This is a genomic window from Mesorhizobium sp. WSM4810, from assembly GCF_055811235.1.
The window spans coordinates 59565-79155 of the sequence record NZ_JBVVQV010000023.1 but is presented as its reverse complement, the minus strand read 5'-3'; the positions used below and the strand labels follow the sequence as shown (position 1 = coordinate 79155).

The following is a 19591-nucleotide window of genomic DNA, read 5'->3' as shown; positions in this document are numbered from 1 at the left end:
GATGTCACCTATGTAGATATGTCGCTCCATTGGTTCTCATCCCCGGTTCCCGGGTTGCCGTCAAGACCGGCCGCCCCGGCGTCACATACGATGCAACAACGTCCAGGAGCCGCCTAGCAGCTCCTGAAGCGGACCAAGCGCTGCCCTCAGTGGCACAGCGCGGTGCAACTCTGCATGGATGCGATGATCGATCAGGCGAAGCCCGAAGTGGTTCGCAGGGCGTTCTTGAGGCCGCCAAAGAGGAGGAAAAAGCCACGGCCGCCGTAGCTCTTAGATGGGGACGGAAGCTCATTCCATATCAGGCACGTCGCCGCTGACGAACAATATTGTCGGCCCGCCGTATTCGCCTAACGCGGGGTTGGCATCGCGCGACCACGCAATGGCACCAGCATGCTTCCCCACCAGACCCTTGGCGGTTCTTATCGCCCGGTCTTCAGTCTGCTGCTCGACTGGCCCAAAGACAAGGGTCGCCGCTACGATGGTTCCAGCCAGCTTTCCCCAACAAGGCAAAAATCGGTCTTCCCCATGCTTCCGGCCTGCGGCCGTTGGGCAGCACCATCCCTCCGGGCTGCCCCGCAGCCCTCCAGGACGTCCCTGCGGGTGGGTGATCCCCCTTCCGATTTTGGCCTTTCCCCCTTTCTGCCGGGTCTGACTTGCGACGCTGCGAGGGCAGGGCGGACAGCCCTGCCTTGCGGCAGACCAGGACCGCTACGCGGAAAAGGGAAGATCATGGATACCAAGCTGGTTGTTTCGGACGGCAAGCGCATTGAGCGTGTCGGCCGGATATTGTTGGTGCTGATCGCGAGGCATCGAAGAGCCTGCCGGGCGTTGGAGGAAGTGGTGAAGGAGAGAAGTGGTGACCGTTCGCGTTCTTCCGACACAACAGTGGTTGGAGTGGAGCGGAAAGCGCGACACGCTTTGTTGGCTTTCAGAGCTACGTCAATGATCGATGTAGCCGCCAAGGCGGCCTATGTGCGGACGCGGCTGCGCGACGGTGCGAGCGGTCTGGACGAGAAGGACTGGGAGACGCTTTTGCAGTCGTTTTCAGATCATGACGGCTATTGATAGAGCAGGCCATCCAGCCGCTCGGGGTTTTAGAAAAGCCGACGATGGATTGTCTCTTCCTTTGGCCGCCGAGACCGTCATAAGTGACGTCAACGGCGCATCGCACACCGGGTCCCAGGGTGTCTTTGTCGCATTGCCCCAACGACAGTTGCAGATTCGGCCAATCATTGGGCTTGGCAGCTTGAAGCGACGCGCGAGCTTCTTCCTCAGTGGGAATCTCCCATTGGGAGTTTCGAGACGCCGGCGATGTTAGTGCATAGATTCCGCCAACTCCTATGGCGATACCGATTACGAGAGCGATGGCGCAGGATGTGATGCTGTTCATGAGTACCAAAGACTAAGGAGTAAATCGCCTAGAACAGGGAATTGCTTACAAAGCCACGTGAGCGCCAGAAGGAAAATGATGGCGGCTACAGCCCAACCGTTACCGCTGTGCAGATCGGCGAGATCGCGTTCAGCTTGCTTCTGCGCTTCCAGCCCTTCCGCCTGCACGATTGTCATTGGGCGATTGTAGTGAGAATCTGGCATGGTCACTGGCCAGCTCCTTTCGTAGCCGCGGTCTGCGAGGTCCGCAAAAGCGCCTGCACGGGGTGTGGGAATCTATAGGCCCACAAGCCCTCGCCGGCGCCTTTCGCCGTCAGTTCTGCAACAACATAACTAATATTGACGGCGTTTCCATCCGGGTAGGTTGCCGCAAAGGCGAAGCCCGAAGAAATCATCGCTGTGCCAACGTCGATCGTCGAGCCGTCGATCTCAGCGGCGCAAACCGCGAAAATCGCGTTGTCCCGCGCTCGCCCGATCGGTTGGCAAGTCACGGTCGCCGTCTGAAACAGGCCTCCGAGCTGGGCCAGCGAAAGGCTTCCGCAGTCGTGCGTATTGCCTGCGGCGTCGGTAGCGATGCTGCCGCGTATACAGGACTGGAGGCCATACAGGCGGTAGACCTGGCCGTTGAACTCCCAGGTGTCGCCGGTCTGCAACGTGATGTTCTTGGGCACGGCGAAGCTCGGCACCACCTCCTGCCCCTGGGCCGGAAGCAGGGCTGCCGCGATTGTCATCGCCGTCAAAAGAATGTCACTGGCTCGACTCGCCAAGTCCCATTTCCTTTCCCATGATGGCCGACTCGAGGAGGTCCGGCCGAAGCGGCTTGCCCTCCTTGTCTACGGCGATCTGAGCAAAACCCTGGAAGACCATGGAGTCGTCGTCGTTGGCGACGACGACCGGATCGCTGTTCGATCCTTCGCCAACGCGGGCGAAGCAGGACACAGGATCGGGCGTTCCTGGCGTCGATTGCAGGACCAGCGTCTTGCAAAGGATTACGCTGGCGCGCTTGTTGTAGATCGTGCCAGCGTCATCTTTCGCGGCGTCCTTGCAATCCCACGTCTGCACCCGATTGTAGATGACCTTCTTGGACGGGCACGACGTGAGGCCGCGCAAGACATATTCGACGCCGTTGATCTTGCGATGCGTCGCGTCAATGATTTCGACGGGAGACGAGATTTCGTCGACCTCGCGAGCTACGAGCTTGCCGGATGCATCGTAGCGTTCAAGAACGAAGACTTTCTTGTGAGGTTCGGCGAACTGGCTGAGATATTGAACGCTCGGTTCAGCGAATGGTGACGGCTCATCCTGGGCGGATGCCGCGCTCATCAAGGTAGCGGCGGCAACCAAGGCGGGAACGATCAATTTCATGACGGTATTCTCCGTTTTATGGCTGCATCTGTGCGCGGCTGACCGAAAGCGTCAAGCGGCTGGCGCGGGCAGCGCCGAAGGCGCAACACGGGCGGCTTGGACGCGCTGAGGTCGCCCGCGCTACGGTTGGCAGCAAAAGGGGCGAATTACCGAGGAGAAAGAACGCCATGGTTGTAGTCGCTTGTTGACGAGCGGGATTGCCGCGGTTATGACGTAAGTTAAAGTAATAACCGGAGCGACGCAATGGCTAGAGTTTCGTTCGTCGGAATTCTTGCGGCGGGGGTTGCGCTAGCAACACAGGGCCATGCGCAGGATGCCGTCCCTCGGCACGCTCTGCAACCGGTAAATGTAGCAGCTCGCATGGCAGCGGCGTTTCGAAACGAGAAACCTGCCGCCTACACCGTGACGTTGAATCAGTCGCCTGAGATGCAGTCGCCAGCGGCGACCGAGTGTCCGGCAGTCGACAGCAACGCCGTAAGCGACCTCGTGCGCTCGGTGGCGGCGGAGGAAGGTGTCGATGCTGACCTGGCCGATGCGGTGGCTTGGGTCGAAAGCCGGCATGGTGCGGCGCGCAAGCAATCGTCGGCAGGCGCCGTGGGGATCATGCAGCTGATGCCGGGAACGGCGGGCGATCTTGGCGTTCGTGACAGGTGTGATGTCGAGGCGAACGTTCGCGGCGGCATCAAATATCTGAAGCAGCTCTACGGTGAGTTCGGCGACCCACTGTTGATGCTCGCCGCATACAACGCTGGACCCGCAAACGTTCGTCAGAGCCGGGGCATTCCGGAGCTTCCGGAGACAGCCGGCTACATCATCAAGGTTCTCAACCGCTGGAAGCTGTCAGCCATGGTCGGCTCGTCGCAGCCGGCGAACGTGTCTGAGGTCAAGGGAGAAGGGAAACTCGAAAATGCGTGGAAGGACGGACATGTTATTGAAGTGGAGTAAATTCATTCTGCAGTTCACGGCTGCCGTTGCAATCGGCACGATTTTGCAGCCGGTCGCCGCCTTCGCTCAGGACGCGGCGCCAATCGAAGGAGTCTTCGATTGGCTGGTCGGCGTCCTGCAGGGCAACATAGCGCGCTCTATTGCGATCATCGCGGTCTGTTTCCTCGGGTTTATGGCAATGACCGGCCGCCTGGCCTGGCCGCTGGCGTTCTCGATCGTCGTCGGCATCGCTTTCGTGTTTGGCGCCTCGACACTGGTCGACGCAATCCGTGAGACCGCCTCGAGCTAAGACATGAACGACAACGAAGACGACCTGCCGACGGCCGAGCCTGTGAGCCTCGCCTTAACGCGCCCCTTGATGGTGTTGGGGGTGCGTTACGAGATTTTTTGGCTGAACGGTTTGATCGGCGTCGTGTTTTTCATCGCCACCAGCAACATTCTGCTTCCGCCCCTCGTGGCCGTGATCGGCCACGGTGTGTCGGCCTATCTGTGTCAACGCGACATTCACATGTTTCATATTTTCGAGCGCCTTTTTCTGACCAAGCGGGCGATGGGAAACACCTCGTTTTGGGGAGCCAGGAGTTATTCTCCGTGAGAATCAACGCTGATCTGAAATACGGCAAGCAGCGCAAAAAAGAGCAGGGCGTGAGTGAACACGTCCCTTTTCTGCGTCATGTGGATGATAATGCGTTGGTGACCAAAGCGGGGTTTCTGGCCTGCATCATCCGCATGGGCGGTCTGCCGTTCCAGACGATGGACCAGTCAGAGCTCAACGCTCGTGTCCTGAACCGCAACACCACATTCCGCAATCTCTCGTCGTCGCGCTTTGCCGTCTATGCGACAATCATTCGTCGCCACATTCGGCCGGAGATCGAAGGTAGCTTCGACAACCCGATCGTCGCGGAACTGGACGCGCGCTACATGGAGGCGCTGTCCTCCAAGAACCTGTTCGTCAACGAAGTTTACTTGACGGTCATACGCCGGCCGATGGCCGGCAAGATCGGCTGGGTGGACAAGGTTTTTGATCAGTTTCGTTTGCAATCGGCCGGCGAAGAAACCCGCGCCGAAGCACTCAAGGAACTGCACGATGTGACCGACAGCATCGTGCAGGATTTCGGCGCCTATGGGGCGCGCAAACTCGGCGTGGTCGAGCGCAACGGCAGCGTATTTTCGGAGCCTGGGGAATTTCTAGCGAAGATCTTGGCGGGCGCCGATGAGGTGGAAGTCCCGCTCCCCCGAATGAGTTTGGCTGAGGCAATTCCGACGCGGCAACTGCTGTTCGGGCGCGAGGCGATCGAGATCAAGGGGGCAGAGCCCTCTAGTTCGAAATTGGCCGCGATGATCTCCATGAAGGAGTATCCCCCCTACACAACGCCGGGCGGCCTCGACGGGCTTCTTCGCCTGCCTCATGAGATCATCATTACACAGTCCTTCGCCCTGGAGGACCGCGTTACCGCAATGGGCCAAATCCGCAAGATCGGTCGACAGGTTGTCGGCTCTGATGAAGGGGGCACCTCAGTCGAGCAATCCGTTCACGACGGCATGGACAAGCTGGCACAAGGCGAAGTCGTGTTCGGCGACCATCATCTGACCGTTTGCGTGGTCGCTCGGTCAGTTCCGGAGCTCAACAAGGCAATTTCCGACGTGCAGTCGGAAATGTCGCGTCTGGCGATCATTCCGGTACGAGAGCGTCTGAACATGGAGCCGGCGTTTTGGGCGCAACTGCCGGGGAATTTTAGCTACATCGCACGCAAGGCATTGATCTCGTCGATGAATTTCGCGGGACTGTTTTCGGGGCATAATTTCCCGTCCGGCCAGAAAGACCGGCTGCATTGGAAACGTCCCATCGCCCTGCTCGAGACGACAAGCCAAACAGCCTACTATTTCAATTTCCATGTCGACGACGTGGGAAATTTCACGGTTTTTGGCCCGACCGGCTGGGGCAAGACCGTGGCGATGTCCTTCCTGCTGGCTCAAAGCATGAGGGTCGAGCCTCGGCCGCGCTGCGTCTATTTTGACAAGGATCGCGGTGCGGAAATCTTCGTGCGAGCGCTCGGCGGCCGCTATGAAGTTCTGCAGCCCGGTGTTCAAACCGGGTTCGCGCCCCTGCAGCTGGATGACACGCCGGAAAACCGGTCATTCGTCGATACGTTGCTCCAATATCTGCTGAAGCCTGACAACGGCACGTTGGAGCCCGCCGAGATCCGCGTGATCGGCGATGCGGTCGACCAGATTTTCAGGATTCCGAAAGAGCGGCGCGTCTTTTCGATGCTGCCGGAGGTCCTGCGCGGTCGTTTGCAACCGGGGATGAACGACCTGACACAACGGCTCGAGCCGTGGCTCGACACGAAGAGCAGAGGTTGGCTCTTCAACAATGCGACCGACCAACTCGACTTCTCGTCGGCGGTGATCGGCTTCGACATGACCAAAATCCTGAACGAGCCGAAAATCCGCACGGCGGCACTGCTCTATATGTTCTTCCGCATCGACCAGGAGATAAACGGCGATCCGTTCCTGGTATTCCTCGATGAAGGCTGGAAGCTCCTGGATGACGACGTTTTCGTTGAGTTCATCAAGGACCTGTTGAAGACGATCCGCAAGCGCAACGGCGTGGTCGGCTTCGGCACCCAATCCGCGGACGATGTAGCAAGGTCGGCAATCTCGAACACGCTGATTGAGCAAACCTCCACCAATATTTTCTTTCCAAACCCGAAGGCCGATCAGGAATCCTACCGCAGACGGTTCACCTTAACGTCCAAGGAGTTTCGGTTTGTCAGGGAGACGGCAAAGGAAAGCCGCGCGTTTCTTGTGAAGCATGCGTCGGATTCGATCGTCGCCAAACTCGACCTTTCGACGATGCCGGACCTGGTGAGGGTCCTGTCGGGCAACGAAAAAACCGTTCGTGAGTGTGAGGAGCTGCGCAAGCGCTATGGCGAAGAGCCGACCGCGTGGCTCCCCTATTTTTGTGGATGGGAGACGGAAGCGGATGAGCAGGCAGCTTAGAGCCGGCCCGACGGCCGTATTGTTCGCAACGGCCGTGACGGCGCCGATGCTCATCGCCCCGAGCATTGGTCTGGCACAAATCGCTGTTGAAGACGATCCCAACCTCGTCGAGCGGAAAAAAGATGAGTTCCAGAACGACAGTTCCAATGAGGACAAGAAGTCTGAAACTGGACAGCGCAAGGCCGTCGTCTGCACCTATTCGAACAAATACCGGAACGAAATGTTTCGGCGCTCGCCACAACAGGCGCTCGCGCGCGATGCGGCCAATGTGTCGCTCATCCGGCACTTCGCAAAGAAGTATGGCATTTCGGAAGGATTGGCGCTGTCCGTGTCCTACCAGGAAGCGCGCTTCGACACGTGCGCCGGCAGCCATACTGGCGTGAAAGGCGCGATGCAGCTCACCAAGAGTACGGGCCGCGGCCTCGGCTTCGATCGCGATATCAACGAACAGAATGTCGAGGGCGGAGTGAAGCTGCTGAGTCAAGCGGTCAAGAAATGCGGCGGCACGAACTACGCATGCCTCGCCTCCTATTACAACGGTTCGACGGCGGCCGAACAGGCCAATTGGTCGGCTGGCGTCGGGCGCTGGCATGGTTACTTCAATGAGTATGCGGGGTCGGGTAAAGCGCCGGCTGCCGCCCCGCCGCCCTTCAGCATCGAGGTTAGCGGCACCGGCGCTGCCGGTGCCGCACAGACGGGCGGTGTCAATGCCGTCAACAAGACGGCTGCGGGGCTCGAAACCAGCGGCGCGCAGCGATCGCAGTATTCCAGCCTCATCGACACGTTGGCGGCGGGTGTTGGGACCAAGGAAGAATACATGGATGCCTGGGACGAAAACTCCACCGCGCGCAGTTTGAATGCCGACCTGCTCAACCAGCTAATCCAAGGCTCTGCAGCGGTGAACGAGCTGCTGAATGGCCGTATTCTGCAGCGCAACACCAAGCTCTCCCAGGTCTCTAAATTCGGCACCAGTGAGGGCACGGAAAACCCGTTCTCCTGCGATCCCGTCATCCTCGGCAAGCTGGAGGTGCCGCAGCATTTGTGGCCCGGCTGTGCCAAGCGGGCCACAGGATCAGGTGGCGCTGAGGAAAACACGCTCGTTCCCAACGCCGACGCGGCGGCGGGTGCTTTGGAAGTCATGCAACGCAACGCGCAATAGAGTGAAAGGAGCCCCGTTATGAAACGGACTATTGCAGCATCGCTATTCCTGGTCGCGTCGACTGCGCTCGGGAATGCGCAAATCGCGGTGATCGACGGCGCCAATCTGGATGTTGCGCGAGAAAACGCCGAAAACACCAATTCGATCATGAAGAGTAACGACGACATCCTTGAGAAGTCGAAGGAGATCCTGCAGGCGCTTTCCGGGACGCGAAACGGATCGCTCGGCATCGGTCAACAGGGTCTTGGCGGTGGAATGTCGATCGCCGCCGCGCCATCATTCGGATCGGTTCTCAACGGCGGGTCGCTTTCCTTTGGCGGGCTTGGTGGACAAGCACAGCAGATCGCCGGCGCCGTGATCAACGGCCTGCAGTTGGTCAAGCAGCTGAAGGCCGTCATCGAGGGTGAAGACCCGGGCGCCGTGAACAGCCTTTACAGCGGCAGCGTCAACACCTCCGCGCTGCTGGCCGCTTTGACGCAGCAGGCTTCGCAGGGCGTGACAACCCGCGAGCAATCATTGCAGTCGGCGACCGGCCAAATCGGTCAGGCGGAGAACGTAAAGGGTTCGGTCGACGAGAACACGCGCATGCAACTGGAGACCGCCCGCTCGGTCAACGAGCTGATCGGCGTCCAGAACGGCGCGGTGTCGGCCCTTAACGAAGACCTGAAGTTCCGGCTGACGCAACAATCTCAGGTTCAAAAGATGCTGCAATTCAAAGACGTGAACCCTTTCAAGAATGCCGATGATTCGCAGTAGGCGAATGCCTTGCGGGGGTGTGGTCGCCGGCATCGATCCGGGGAACGGTGCCGGCGATCGTGACTCTGACGGCGGAGAAAGTGCATGAATTCTCGTGTGTTCCTGGTGCTGATGATGGCCGCGCTGGCGACCGGCTGCGCAAGGCCAGGCCGCGAGCTTAAGGCGCCCTGCGGGCCGATTTCCTCGTATGCGGCCAACGATGAGTGCGGCGAGCTGAAGCCGGTAAACTCGGCTTTCGACGAAGTGATGTCGGAATAAGAGATGAACCCTGTTTCGACCATTATCAGCGATCTTCTGAACGGCGTGGATCAGGCCGGGGCTCGCTTTGTAGAGGTCCTGTACAAGCGCATCGGCCTTTATAGCGAAAACCTGTTCTTCGCGATGCTGGTCCTCTATGTGGTCATTTGGGGTTACATGCAGATTTTCGGCCGCTCGACGGCCTCGCCGCTGGAGGCCGCGTGGCGTCTCGGCCGCGCGATGTTCATCTACTGGATGGTCACGAACTGGGCTCCGTTCTCCGAGACGATCTATACGCTCGTCCAGTCGATCCCGGAAGTTCTGGCCAACCGCATCGTCCAAACGATTTCGTCGACGAGCGGCACTCAGGTCTCGTCGGTCGATGCTGTCCCGGCAATGTTCGACGCCCTCTACGAAGCGACGTTGCGGGTGGTGCCCGAACTCTACACGTCAGTGTTGACCGACTTCTTCGGCGCCCTTCTGGCGATCATCATCATCATTTTTACGCTGCTGTTCATCGGCGTCGCCGTAGCGGCGATTATCGCTGCAAAAGTCCTTCTTTTCATCATCCTGGCTCTTGGGCCGGTGTGGATCATCATGGCCCTCTTCAATTATTCCTTCAAATTCACCGAAGGCTTTTTCTCCGTCACTGCAAATTTGGTGGTGCAGCAGTTGCTGATCTACGGCTTCCTGGGTTTCTACTACTACATGGTTCAGCTCTCGGTTTCCGCGATGGAGGGCGGCGCCGGGACCGACATAACCGGCAAGCTTTCTCACGTGATGCCACTCCTGCTGGTTACGTTGGTCGGGTTCTATGTTCTGTTACAAATACCCATCATCGCCGGCATTTTGACCGGGAGCGGACCGATAGGCACCGCCGGAGCCATTCACGGCATTCGGCGGGCGGCAAGGGGAACAGTGGACAACGCAGTTACGCGGACCACGACGCGGGCTGGCAGTTCGCTTCTTAGGAGATCAGCCGAGGGACGTCCCCGATTTGCGGCTGATGTGGGGAAGGCAAGCATTCAACGCGAGACGGCCAAAAACGCGTCCTCGCTATAGGGTCCACGGGAGACGGCAGAAAGCGCCGAATTCGTCATCAATCGCTTGCGATCTGATGACGGCGAGAAGCGAGCTTGAAAGCAAGGCTAAATTAAAGTGTCAAACGCACCGACTGAAACTGGCTTGGTCGACCAGCGCTACTACCAGCAAGGCAAATCGTGGGAAGACGACACCCATCGCCGTTTACGGCGGTCGCGAACATTCGCTTGGCTGCTGACGGGGGTCTTCGGCGTCATAGCGCTTCTCTCACTGGTGGCGCTCGTCCTGCTTTTTCCGCTCAAGCAGTACGAACCCTATATGGTCGCCGTCGACAAAACGACGGGCCACCTCGAGATTGCACGAGCCCTGAAACCGGGGGACCTGTCCCAGGATGAAGCGGTCACGGCGGCGAACATCGTGCGCTACATCAGGGCGCGCGAGACCTATGACCCGCGCATGATCAAATCGAATTTCGATCTGGCCCAGCTCTATTCGACCGGAGCAGCTGCCGACGATCTTGTGCGGGAATTTACGCCATCAAATCCGAATTCCAGAGACAAGCGCTACGGGATGGACACGACCATCGCCGTAACAGTGAAATCGGTTTCGTTCCTGAATCGCACGACAGCCACGGTCCGCCTTTCGACCGAGGAAAAGCGGCAGAACACAACGCGGCGTGAGCACTGGGTGGCGGTAATCAAATTCCGCTACACCAGCACGCCGCTCAAAAATGAGTATCGGTTCGATAATCCACTAGGCTTCCAGGTCACGGAATACCGGCGTGACCAGGAATCGTTGCCCGACGCCGCGCCGGCCGACAGGACGGTACAATGAGGCGGCGGCTGAAAACGGTGGTGCTGTCGGCCGCCCTTTGCCTGGCGTTGTCGGTCCCGGCGCTCTCGCGCGACAGCCGGATTCGCTACGTCACCTTCAACAACGACAATGTCGTGACGGTCCAAGCGGCGATCGGCGTCTCGACGATGATACAGCTGAGCCCGACGGAAGTTATCGAAACGATATCGGCCGGCGACACGATCGGATGGTCGATCGTGCCGAAAAAGGGATCGGGCATCCTTTTCGTCAAGCCGCTGGTCGAAAAGGCCGAGACCAACGTCAACATCGTCACCAACAAGCGGGTCTATTCCCTGCTCCTGGTCGGCTCTCGCGAACCGTCTCTGCGGGCGTCGTTTCACGTTCGCTTCAAATATCCTGACGAGGACGTAAACGCGCGGCTCCTCGCCCAAGCCGAAGAAGGCGCCCGCAATCCATCGCTGAAGAACATCGACCCGTCGATGCTGAACTACGACTATGCCTATCGCGGCGATGACTCGCTCAAACCGCGCGTCGTGTTCGATGACGGAACGAAAATGTTCCTGCAATTCACGGGCGACGTGCCGGCGATCTTTGTTGTCGAAGCCAAAGGCCGTGAATCTCTGGTGAACCTGCGCACCGAAGGCGAATACATGATCGTCGACAAGGTTGCGGGGCAATTCACCCTGCGGGCCGGCGACAAGACGTTGTGCCTGTACAACCGTCAATCCCCATCGCAGCGCATGCCGGACCCGATTGGAGACATTTATGGCCCGGCAAAACTCGACAAGAAGAGCGAGCGTGGGCAGTTCGAACAGAGGAACCGCTGATGTCGAACATAGACTATCATGAGCTCGACGGCGGTAGCCCGGTTGCCCGGCGAAATGCAGGTTTGGGCACGAAACTCGGCATAGCCGGAATCGGGCTGCTTCTGGCCGGTGGCCTGTTGTATATCAATTGGCCGAGCGGGCCGTCCGACCGGAACGCGACATCGAACGAGGACGAGGCTTTCGAGACCTCGACTTTTCAGCCGCGCGAGCCGGCGACGCCGGCGACGGCATTGCCCCCGCAAGACCAGATTGTCATTCCGCCTCCTCCGACTCCGCCGCCGCAACAGTCGACCGATGTCGACCAGACGGTCGCGCCTGGCGTCGATCTCGAGGAGCAGCGCCGCTTGCTCGAACAGCAAATGCGCGAGGCCGAGGCACGCCGACGTGCCGAGGAAGAGGCCCGTCGGCGGCAGGAGGAAGCGCGATTGGCGGAGGAAGAACGCAAGCGCAAGGAGCAGGAAGAAAAGGAGCTGTGGGAGCGGCTGCGTTCGAACCAGATCGTAACCGACGGGGAACAGGACGCCCCGACAGGCGACGCGGCCGCGGCCATCGCCGGCGACGGACAGCTCAGTCCTGTCCCTGGGGCAGACCTGGACCCCAACAAGGCTTTCCTCGCCCAGGCCGAAGGTAGTCGGAACGCTCAGGCGACGGCGACGAAGAATTACCGCACGGATGCCCTCATTGCAGAGGGCACCATGATCCGCGGGTTTCTTGAAACGGCCATCAACACGGACCTGCCCGGCATGGTCCGTGCGGTTGTTCGCGAGGATGTGTATTCCCTTGACGGCCGCCGCGTGTTGATCCCGAAGGGATCTCGGCTGACCGGCGAATACAAGTCCGGCATTGCTCGCGGCCAAACGCGCGTCTTTATCGTCTGGAACCGAATGACCCGATCCGACGGCGTGTCGGTCAACATCGCCTCGCCTGGCGCTGACAGCCTTGGCCGTGGCGGCCTGGCCGGTCGGGTCGATCGGCACTGGCTGGAGCGCTTCGGCTCGGCGATTGTGCTGTCGATCGTTGGCGGTGCGGCGGAATACCTTTCGGGGCTCGCCGACCCGAGCGGCGGCCGGCGCCAGGAGACCATTACCCGTGTTGATCCTATCACTGGCGAAGTGACAACGATCACGATCGATCCGGAGAGGACGGAAGAGGAAGCTCGTCAGATCGCTATCGAACGCTCCGCAAGCACGATGACCGAACTTGCCAAGGAGGCTTTCGAGGATTCGCGCAACATCCCGCCGACGATCTATGTCGACCAAGGGACGTCGGTGATCGTTTTTGTGCGGCGCGATCTCGATTTTTCGGAGCTCTACGCCGACCCGGTCCAAGAAGAGCTGGCGAGACTGAAACGCGGCGGCAAGCCGCGTGTCGCGATCGACCCTGTTCCCCTCTACATGACGCCGAAGGACAACTGGTTTCCGGCAGCACCCCCGGTGACCAAATGAACATGATCAAACACCCGGCTGCGGCGCCGGTCTCCTCGTCGAGCCCATTTGCCAAGTTCCCGATTCTGGAAATAGAGCTGGAACCGCTTCACGAACTGCTACGGCAGGACGATGTTTCTGAGCTTTCCGTCAACAGGCCAGGCGAAATCTTTGTCGAGCGGCTTGGCGCCAAGGAAATGGAATGGATTTCTAACGCCAGGCTGACCGAGAAATGGATTCGCAACCTCGCAACACTTGTCGCCAGTTCAACCAATCAACAGGTGAATGAGGAAAAGCCTATCCTGTCGGCGGCGCTCCCCAGCGGCGAGCGCATTCAATTCGTGCTGCCGCCGGCGGCACCGGACGGCGGCGCGATTTCGATCCGCAAGCAAGTCATCATGGATATGACCGTCGACGACTATGCCAAACGCGGCGCCTTCGAAGAAACGCGGATGGGCAATGAGCTCGGATTGTCTGAAGAAGAAACGGAACTGGTTGAGCTGACCGGCGGCTCCGAGCCGATAAAATTTCTGGAGCATGCGGTCAAAAATCGCGTATCGATCGTTGTTTCGGGCGGCACCTCGACCGGCAAGACGACCTTCCTGAACGCCTTGCTAAAGCTCATTCCGCCGAGCGAACGGATCATCACCATCGAGGACACACGCGAGCTGAAGCCCGCCACGCCGAATACGGTTGCCCTGCTCTCTTCCAAAGGCGACCAGGGCCTGGCGAAGGTCGATGCGCAAAGTCTCCTCGAGGCATCGTTACGCATGCGGCCGGACCGGCTGCTGCTCGGCGAATTGCGCGGCGCGGAAGCTTTTTCTTTTCTGCAGGCGATCAACACCGGGCACCCCGGATCGTTGACCACGGTGCACGCCAATTCGGCACGCGCCGCCTACGAGCGTCTGGCGCTGATGGTCATGCAGGGCGGCGTGAAACTCTCGCGCGATGAGATCATGGATTACCTGAAAGAGGTGATCCCGATCGTGGTCCAGCTCTCGCGCCGGGATGCCGGCCGGCGCGTCGTGAGCGAGATCAAATTCACAAAGGCCGAACGCCTCGGCTGATTTCTGAGAAGCCGACGTATGCGAATGAGGGTGTGATGGGCGAGATCATCAAGGGATTGTTCGTGACGCTCATGGTCGTGGCCGTGGGCGTTGTTTTTTTCGCCATCGCCTATGCCGGCGTTCATTGGTACGAGACGGGCTCTTTGGCCCTGATCCAGGATCTCGACCGGGATCCTTTTGCCACGCTGCGCCGCGCCCACGCCGATATCGCCATTCTCGGCCGCTATCAGCAGGCGCTTTATGCGGCCGGCCTGGCGCTGATTGGCGTGATGGTGCTGGCTGTCATGACTGTGCTGATGACGCGCAAGGCGTCGAACGATGCCAAATTTCTTAGCTTGGCGGACGTCAACCGGACCGGCTTGACGAAACGCGGCGGCGTCTTCATTGGCCGCGCAGGCGGCAGTCTCGTGAATGTCATCGGTGCGTTCACCCAGCGCGGTTCCAACAAGAGGCGCCTCACCAAGCCGAAGCTCGTCGGCGGAAAAAAACTATGGATCGACGGCGACGACGTGGGCGGCTTCGTCGTCGGGCCGCCGCGATCGGGCAAGGGTGCCGCGCTGATCATCCCGAATGCCCTGCTCTGGCCGGATTCGCTTGTCGTGCTGGACATGCGGGGCGAGACCTATCAGGCGACAGCGGGCTATCGTTCGACCTTTTCCAAAGTCATTCGGTTTTCGCCTGCCGACGAAAAAGGTGAGACGGAATGTTATAATCCGCTCGATTTCATTAGCCTCGACACCGACCAGCGCGACATCGACATCCGCAACATTGCCGCCGCGCTCTTTCCGCGCCCTACTACAGGCGAAACCTATTGGGTCGACGACGGTCGCATGCTCTTTGCCGGGGTGATCTCCTACGTCATGGAGACGCCCCGCCTCGAGGACAGCCAGCGAACGCTGCGCCAGGCGCTTCGCATCATGAATGGCGCCGACCGGCCGTTCCTGGAATGGATTCAGGCACTCCGCGACGAGGAAGCGAGGGAAATTTCCGACTACACTCTGCAGATGCTCGCCAGCTACGCCGACATGTCGGACAAACAGTTTTCCGGCCTGTTTGGCAGCGTGAGAACCGGACTAAACCCATTCATGAACGAGCGGCTTTTGCGTGCAACCGACAAGAGCACGTTCGACATCCGCAATCTCAAGCGGGACAAGGTCTCGCTCTATCTCGACTTCCGCATCGAGCAGATCCGCTCGATCGGGCCACTGTTCAACGTCCTGATTTCGCAGCTGATGAACTATATGGCGAAAGAAGTGCCTGGGCAGGGTGAGCATCGCGTACTCATTCTGCTCGACGAGTTTCAGAACCTCGGGAAGCTCGAAAACGTCATGGAGGCGGCCACCATCCTCGGCGGCTATGGCGTGCCGATCTGGTTCTTTGTCCAGTCGCTCAAGTCGGTGGACACCATCTATCGCGAGGAAGGCCGAAAGACGCTGGTCAACTCCGCGCGGGTCCAGGTGTTTTTCGGCGCGCAAGACGCCGAAGACCTGAAATACATTTCCGACACGCTGGGCGAGCGCACCGAAGTCCAGAAGGATGTCAGCAAGACCCAAGCGACGATGTTCGACATGCATCACGCGCGCACCGTACATGTTAAGGAGGTCCGTCGGCCCTTGATGCGCCCCGACGAGATCCGCACCATGAGCCGCAACAAATGCATCATCCTTCCTCGCGGCTCGCATGCGATTTTCGGCACGCGCAATTTTTATTTTGCCGACGCTGAGCTGTCGAAACGTGCCTGGATGCCGATTCCGGCCTTCAAGGCGGCGGCCGCCAAGGTGGACACGGAGCCGGATGCCGGCCGGAAAGCAGCACCACAACCAAGCGCTGGTTTTGGCGATATGTTGGTTCCGCCGCGGTTTGCGCGCGCGAACGAAACGGCGCCGGCATTAACGCGGCCGCGCGGTGCTGTTTTCGCAGCCAAGGCTGGCAAGCGCCCTCCCCCGCCGACGCGCCCGGTCACCGTGACGAACTACATTGCAGCTAACCCTAATCCATCAACCAGTCGGCCACCCCTGCCCCGGAACAAGCCCGACCTGGCTGCGATCACGCGCGCCGCCGGTCGCAACGACGCCGTATCGACAGAAGCCCAGGCGAAGATTGCCGAAGCGATCAGCCGGGTCGCGAAGGTCGCCGCGAAGGCGGCGAATAAATCGGAAGCCGACGTCGGCTTGCGCGATCTCGAGACGGCCTTGCAGGGCGTTGATTAGTCGAGGGGCCCCTGCAAGTCAGTGCGGCGCGCCGCCTTGAAAAAGATACCGATATCCGGTCGTTGTCATCCAGCGCGCCCGCTCCAGGTGGGTTTCCCAAGCTCTGTGTGCCCGGTCCGGTTCGCGGTCAGGATCTATATGCAGTACGACACGCGCCACTTCGCGCCAATCGGCATCCTCCGCCGCTGCGTCAAGCAAACGCAGATAGGTCACAAAGTGTTCTTCGTCATAGCCCGTGAGAATCGGGGATTTGGGTGCCTCGTCCGCAACATCAGGATCAAGAGGCTGTTTTTTCGGCATAGCGACTGCTCCTTATCGTCGTCGAGACTGCTCCGCTATGCCGGCGATCGCGCACCTGCCTATGGCGCATTCGCCTTGGTACATCATCGGTACGGTTGTCAAATTCACAAGTGGAGCGTAGCGCGAAATGAGACCTGGCGACCCAAGCGATTCATCGGGCGGGAAGGTCGCAGAAGGGGTTGGAGGTACGGTTCGTCCCGTCTATCTGAACGAGCAAGGAGCGCCAGGACCGGACGCTAGGCACTGGTGTCGAACGTCTTGATCTGCGATTGCGGTCATCCAGCACGGCTAGACTGACATCGCTACCTGACCCGTAGCTGACATTCGGCGCTCCGCGCAAGGCGCTCGCCGAGTGGCTTCAGACGTATGAAGCCAAAGGCAGAAGCCGCGAGGAGTTGAAGACTTAACAGGGGGGATTCCCCCGCTCGAATCGCATTTTCCCTGACAATCGGCTATTTGTTGGGCGCGGGGGGATTCTCTAGGTGCACATCGACCACGATGACCTTCATTACAAGACCGAAGGGGATGTAGAAGCGAAGCTTCTTATCCCGCTCATTCGTAGTGAGCTTTATCTCAACGTTCCCAGCCAGAACTTCTTTTCGAAAGAGTACCTGGCTCCAAGCGAAATCGACAAAGGCGCAAAGGTTGCTGGCGGGTACTATCCCGACTTCAGCGTCTGGATTAACGGCTTTCCCATCGTGCTGGTCGAGGCCAAGGCTCCGGGCGTGCCGGTCGAACAGGCTTACCGAGAAGCCCAGCTGTATGCCCGCCACCTAAACAGCCAGCGCCCCACAGGCCTCAACCCCGCGAATTTCATCATTGCCTCAAGCGGCACACGCGTCCTGTTTGGCAAATGGGATGCGCCGCCGGAATTCGATATCCACTTCAAGCTCCTCCGCCCGGGCAGCCAACAGCTCCAGGACGTGCAGCTAGTTTACGGCTTCCCAGCTCTCCGCCAATATGCCCTTGAATGCCTGCGGAAGGTGAAGCCGAACCGCGGGCGCCGCCCTTTCAACAAGGCAGGTGGGCAAGCGGTTATCAACGCCAAGAAGGCCTTAAACTCCTTCGCTGCCGATCTTTCCCCTGTCCTTCGCCGCTACTTTACGTCCAGAGATGCGAGCGACATCCGCGAGATTTCCAAACGGGCCTACGTCTCGTCGGCGGAGGTGACAGAATACGACAAGGTGTTCGAGGCCCTGCTCAAGGACCGGGTGCAAATCCACAAAGACACTATCGTTGAGCAACTAGAAACGACCGGGGCTTCTGAACCTCACGTTGCAAAGGCGGTTGCTGCGTTCGACGAAGAGCGTCCAGCCGGGGGCCAGCTACAGATTGTCCAAGGGGCGGTGGGCGCTGGTAAGTCGCTTTTCATCCGGCGGTATAAGGAAGTCCTGCAACCACCAGAATTGCAGGCCCGGTGCCGCTGGGCATGGGTGGACTTTGGCTCCGGAAGCTTCGACCTGTCGAACGCTCAAGAGTGGCTTTGCCGGGCCTTTAACGAAAGCTTCCAAGCCGAAAACCCCGGTATCGATTTCACCTCACGCGAGGTTCTGTGGGGCATCTTCGCCAAGCAGATTCAGCGCCGTAAACCGATCTATGACGACGTTGCGGCGTGGGACGAAACGAAAGCGGCGATCCTGCGCAACGAGGACCTGCAGAAATGGCAGGATAATCCGATTGAGTATGCCATTGGCCTCGCCAACCTCGTTCTAGGCCAGCGACAGGAACTTCTGATCGTGGTCATGGACAACGTGGATCGGCTGGACCTCAAGACCCAGCTCGACATCTTCCAACTTACACTGTGGTTTATGGGGCATACGAAGGCGTTCGTGGTCCTACAGATGCGCGACGAGACATACGAGCGTTTCAAAACTAAGCCTCCGCTCGACACATTCCGGGCGGGCATTGCCTTCCATATCTCGCCACCGCGCTTCATTGACGTGGTGCGCAAGCGCCTGGACTTGAGTTTGGAATACCTCGCTTCCAAGTCCGCCAACACGCAGACTTACACGCTTCCGTCTGGCGCGCGGATTGTCGTGCCGACTTCGGAACTGGGCCGCTTCCTGCAAGAGCTATACGTGGAGCTTTTCGAGCGTCGGCGGAACATCTCGCGTGTGATGGAAAGCCTTGCTGGCAGGGATGTGCGCCGGGCGCTGGACATGTTCGTCAGCATTATCACCTCCGGGCACTTGGGCGAGGATGCCATTACCTCCCATGTCCGAGGAGGGAAGGAAATCAGGATTACCGAGCACAATCTGCTTAAAATCCTGATGCGCACTGATTACCAGCTTTTCAGCGATCAAAGTGGTTTCGTTTCGAACGTCTTTCATTTTGAGAACGAGTGGACCCGTCCGTCCAATTTCCTTCTGATCGAGATCCTTTTCTACCTCGCCGCGCACCGCAAGCGGGCGGGGCAAATCAGCATCGAAGGCTACTTCAGCGTCGAACATCTCTGCGAGGAGATGCAGAAGCTTGGATATGACCCTGAGGATACCGCGAAGGCCGTCGCCCACGTCTTGACGCGCTATCTGGTTGACGCTGACCACATGGGCAACATCTCGGTCGGCCCCGCGGACAGCGTGAAGATCAGCGCCTCGGGCTACATCCACCTGCGCACGCTGGTGGAGCGTCTGGAGTATCTCTACGGCGTCCTTCCGGTCACGCGGATCACCGACGAAAAGACGATGGCCGTCTTCGCGGAGGCCATAGAGCGTGAACTCCGGCTGGGAGACCTATCCGCACGAGCCAAGTTGCAAGTCGTTGAAATCTTCCGTCGCTATCTCGGAAAGCAGGCGAAAGACTTTGCAGAGGCGGCGGGCCTCACCTTCGACCTCAATGACCGGAATTCGGGCGCAGCCTATGTCCTGGGGGCCATGGATCGGGGTATCTCGCGCTTCTACCGCCAGGAAATCGAAAAGCGGGAAACAGACCCCCTGGATTAATTGCCAACGAATGCCGCGACACCTGAGGGGTTGCGGTTTACGAAATCGCTTCTGCAATATCGGGTCAGGGGACTGGTTCCGAATGCGCCACGCCCCCCGTTAATTGTGCTCCG

The 19591-nt window shown here is 59.4% G+C and carries 19 protein-coding genes; 15 read left to right on the top strand and 4 right to left on the bottom strand.

What is annotated here, in order from left to right; translation table 11 throughout:
• The first annotated feature begins 729 nt into the window (after positions 1-729).
• A complete protein-coding gene (locus AC0L3O_RS26765) occupies positions 730-1065 on the top strand; it encodes a hypothetical protein (RefSeq protein ID WP_473617071.1) in 336 nt (111 codons plus the stop codon).
• 321 nt (positions 1066-1386) lie between these two features.
• On the opposite strand, the gene AC0L3O_RS26760 is transcribed toward AC0L3O_RS26765, so the two are convergent.
• The 3 genes from AC0L3O_RS26760 to AC0L3O_RS26750 are packed head-to-tail and all read right to left on the bottom strand — an operon-like array spanning position 1387 to position 2754.
• Entirely contained in the window at positions 1387-1599 is a 213-nt protein-coding gene (locus AC0L3O_RS26760) for a hypothetical protein (RefSeq protein ID WP_473617069.1), read from the bottom strand.
• Positions 1596-2156, bottom strand: a complete 561-nt coding sequence (locus tag AC0L3O_RS26755) for a thermonuclease family protein (RefSeq protein WP_473617068.1) — start codon at positions 2154-2156, stop codon at positions 1596-1598. The genes AC0L3O_RS26760 and AC0L3O_RS26755 overlap by 4 nt, the downstream gene beginning before the upstream one ends.
• A complete protein-coding gene (locus tag AC0L3O_RS26750) occupies positions 2137-2754 on the bottom strand; it encodes a hypothetical protein (protein WP_473617067.1) in 618 nt (205 codons plus the stop codon). Before AC0L3O_RS26750 ends, AC0L3O_RS26755 begins: the two co-directional genes overlap by 20 nt.
• Before the next feature lie 360 nt (positions 2755-3114).
• Between AC0L3O_RS26750 and AC0L3O_RS26745 the strand changes: the two genes are divergently transcribed.
• The 13 genes from AC0L3O_RS26745 to AC0L3O_RS26685 all read left to right on the top strand — a co-directional run bounded on the left by AC0L3O_RS26745 (position 3115) and on the right by AC0L3O_RS26685 (position 16236).
• Positions 3115-3699 carry a lytic transglycosylase domain-containing protein gene (locus AC0L3O_RS26745; RefSeq protein WP_473617065.1) on the top strand — a complete coding sequence of 195 codons (585 nt, stop codon included), beginning with the start codon at positions 3115-3117 and terminating at the stop codon, positions 3697-3699.
• The gene (locus AC0L3O_RS26740; protein WP_473617064.1) at positions 3680-3988 is read left to right on the top strand and encodes a TrbC/VirB2 family type IV secretion system protein; all 309 of its coding nucleotides are present in this window, start codon (positions 3680-3682) and stop codon (positions 3986-3988) included. Before AC0L3O_RS26745 ends, AC0L3O_RS26740 begins: the two co-directional genes overlap by 20 nt.
• 3 nt (positions 3989-3991) lie before the next feature.
• Entirely contained in the window at positions 3992-4294 is a 303-nt protein-coding gene (locus AC0L3O_RS26735; protein WP_029350972.1) for a VirB3 family type IV secretion system protein, read from the top strand.
• Positions 4267-6702, top strand: a complete 2436-nt coding sequence (locus tag AC0L3O_RS26730; RefSeq protein WP_473617063.1) for a VirB4 family type IV secretion/conjugal transfer ATPase — start codon at positions 4267-4269, stop codon at positions 6700-6702. Before AC0L3O_RS26735 ends, AC0L3O_RS26730 begins: the two co-directional genes overlap by 28 nt.
• Positions 6686-7861, top strand: a complete 1176-nt coding sequence (locus AC0L3O_RS26725; protein ID WP_473617061.1) for a transglycosylase SLT domain-containing protein — start codon at positions 6686-6688, stop codon at positions 7859-7861. Before AC0L3O_RS26730 ends, AC0L3O_RS26725 begins: the two co-directional genes overlap by 17 nt.
• A gap of 87 nt (positions 7862-7948) precedes the next feature.
• Positions 7949-8617, top strand: a complete 669-nt coding sequence (locus tag AC0L3O_RS26720; protein WP_473617060.1) for a type IV secretion system protein — start codon at positions 7949-7951, stop codon at positions 8615-8617.
• An 84-nt stretch (positions 8618-8701) separates the two neighbouring features.
• Positions 8702-8875: a hypothetical protein gene (locus AC0L3O_RS26715; protein WP_473617059.1), complete on the top strand. Its 174-nt coding sequence runs from the start codon at positions 8702-8704 to the stop codon at positions 8873-8875.
• A gap of 3 nt (positions 8876-8878) precedes the next feature.
• Positions 8879-9916, top strand: coding sequence for a TrbL/VirB6 family protein (locus AC0L3O_RS26710; RefSeq protein WP_473617057.1), 1038 nt, complete (start codon positions 8879-8881; stop codon positions 9914-9916).
• Between the two features lie 123 nt (positions 9917-10039).
• A complete protein-coding gene (locus AC0L3O_RS26705) occupies positions 10040-10729 on the top strand; it encodes a VirB8 family type IV secretion system protein (protein WP_473617056.1) in 690 nt (229 codons plus the stop codon).
• Positions 10726-11535 carry a TrbG/VirB9 family P-type conjugative transfer protein gene (locus AC0L3O_RS26700; protein WP_473617054.1) on the top strand — a complete coding sequence of 270 codons (810 nt, stop codon included), beginning with the start codon at positions 10726-10728 and terminating at the stop codon, positions 11533-11535. Before AC0L3O_RS26705 ends, AC0L3O_RS26700 begins: the two co-directional genes overlap by 4 nt.
• Positions 11535-12980 carry a type IV secretion system protein VirB10 gene (virB10, locus tag AC0L3O_RS26695; RefSeq protein ID WP_473617053.1) on the top strand — a complete coding sequence of 482 codons (1446 nt, stop codon included), beginning with the start codon at positions 11535-11537 and terminating at the stop codon, positions 12978-12980. Before AC0L3O_RS26700 ends, virB10 begins: the two co-directional genes overlap by 1 nt.
• Positions 12977-14026: a P-type DNA transfer ATPase VirB11 gene (gene virB11 / locus AC0L3O_RS26690; protein ID WP_473617052.1), complete on the top strand. Its 1050-nt coding sequence runs from the start codon at positions 12977-12979 to the stop codon at positions 14024-14026. Before virB10 ends, virB11 begins: the two co-directional genes overlap by 4 nt.
• Before the next feature lie 35 nt (positions 14027-14061).
• On the top strand, positions 14062-16236 hold the full coding sequence (locus AC0L3O_RS26685; RefSeq protein WP_473617051.1) for a type IV secretory system conjugative DNA transfer family protein: 2175 nt from the start codon (positions 14062-14064) through the stop codon (positions 16234-16236).
• 18 nt (positions 16237-16254) lie between these two features.
• On the opposite strand, the gene AC0L3O_RS26680 is transcribed toward AC0L3O_RS26685, so the two are convergent.
• Positions 16255-16536 (bottom strand): DNA -binding domain-containing protein, encoded by a 282-nt coding sequence (locus tag AC0L3O_RS26680; RefSeq protein WP_473617049.1) that lies wholly within the window; start codon positions 16534-16536, stop codon positions 16255-16257.
• 482 nt (positions 16537-17018) lie between these two features.
• Between AC0L3O_RS26680 and AC0L3O_RS26675 the strand changes: the two genes are divergently transcribed.
• The gene (locus tag AC0L3O_RS26675; protein ID WP_473617048.1) at positions 17019-19478 is read left to right on the top strand and encodes a type I restriction endonuclease; all 2460 of its coding nucleotides are present in this window, start codon (positions 17019-17021) and stop codon (positions 19476-19478) included.
• The last annotated feature ends 113 nt before the right edge of the window (positions 19479-19591 follow it).

Coding starts and splice junctions, on each gene's coding strand:
- AC0L3O_RS26710 (WP_473617057.1), top strand. CDS start 8,879: ATGAACCCTGTTTCGACCATTATCAGCGATCTTCTGAACGGCGTGGAT.
- virB11 (WP_473617052.1), top strand. CDS start 12,977: ATGAACATGATCAAACACCCGGCTGCGGCGCCGGTCTCCTCGTCGAGC.
- AC0L3O_RS26735 (WP_029350972.1), top strand. CDS start 3,992: ATGAACGACAACGAAGACGACCTGCCGACGGCCGAGCCTGTGAGCCTC.
- AC0L3O_RS26680 (WP_473617049.1), bottom strand. CDS start 16,536: ATGCCGAAAAAACAGCCTCTTGATCCTGATGTTGCGGACGAGGCACCC.
- AC0L3O_RS26685 (WP_473617051.1), top strand. CDS start 14,062: ATGGGCGAGATCATCAAGGGATTGTTCGTGACGCTCATGGTCGTGGCC.
- AC0L3O_RS26700 (WP_473617054.1), top strand. CDS start 10,726: ATGAGGCGGCGGCTGAAAACGGTGGTGCTGTCGGCCGCCCTTTGCCTG.
- AC0L3O_RS26745 (WP_473617065.1), top strand. CDS start 3,115: ATGGCAGCGGCGTTTCGAAACGAGAAACCTGCCGCCTACACCGTGACG.
- AC0L3O_RS26765 (WP_473617071.1), top strand. CDS start 730: ATGGATACCAAGCTGGTTGTTTCGGACGGCAAGCGCATTGAGCGTGTC.
- AC0L3O_RS26740 (WP_473617064.1), top strand. CDS start 3,680: ATGTTATTGAAGTGGAGTAAATTCATTCTGCAGTTCACGGCTGCCGTT.
- AC0L3O_RS26750 (WP_473617067.1), bottom strand. CDS start 2,754: ATGAAATTGATCGTTCCCGCCTTGGTTGCCGCCGCTACCTTGATGAGC.
- virB10 (WP_473617053.1), top strand. CDS start 11,535: ATGTCGAACATAGACTATCATGAGCTCGACGGCGGTAGCCCGGTTGCC.
- AC0L3O_RS26725 (WP_473617061.1), top strand. CDS start 6,686: ATGAGCAGGCAGCTTAGAGCCGGCCCGACGGCCGTATTGTTCGCAACG.
- AC0L3O_RS26715 (WP_473617059.1), top strand. CDS start 8,702: ATGAATTCTCGTGTGTTCCTGGTGCTGATGATGGCCGCGCTGGCGACC.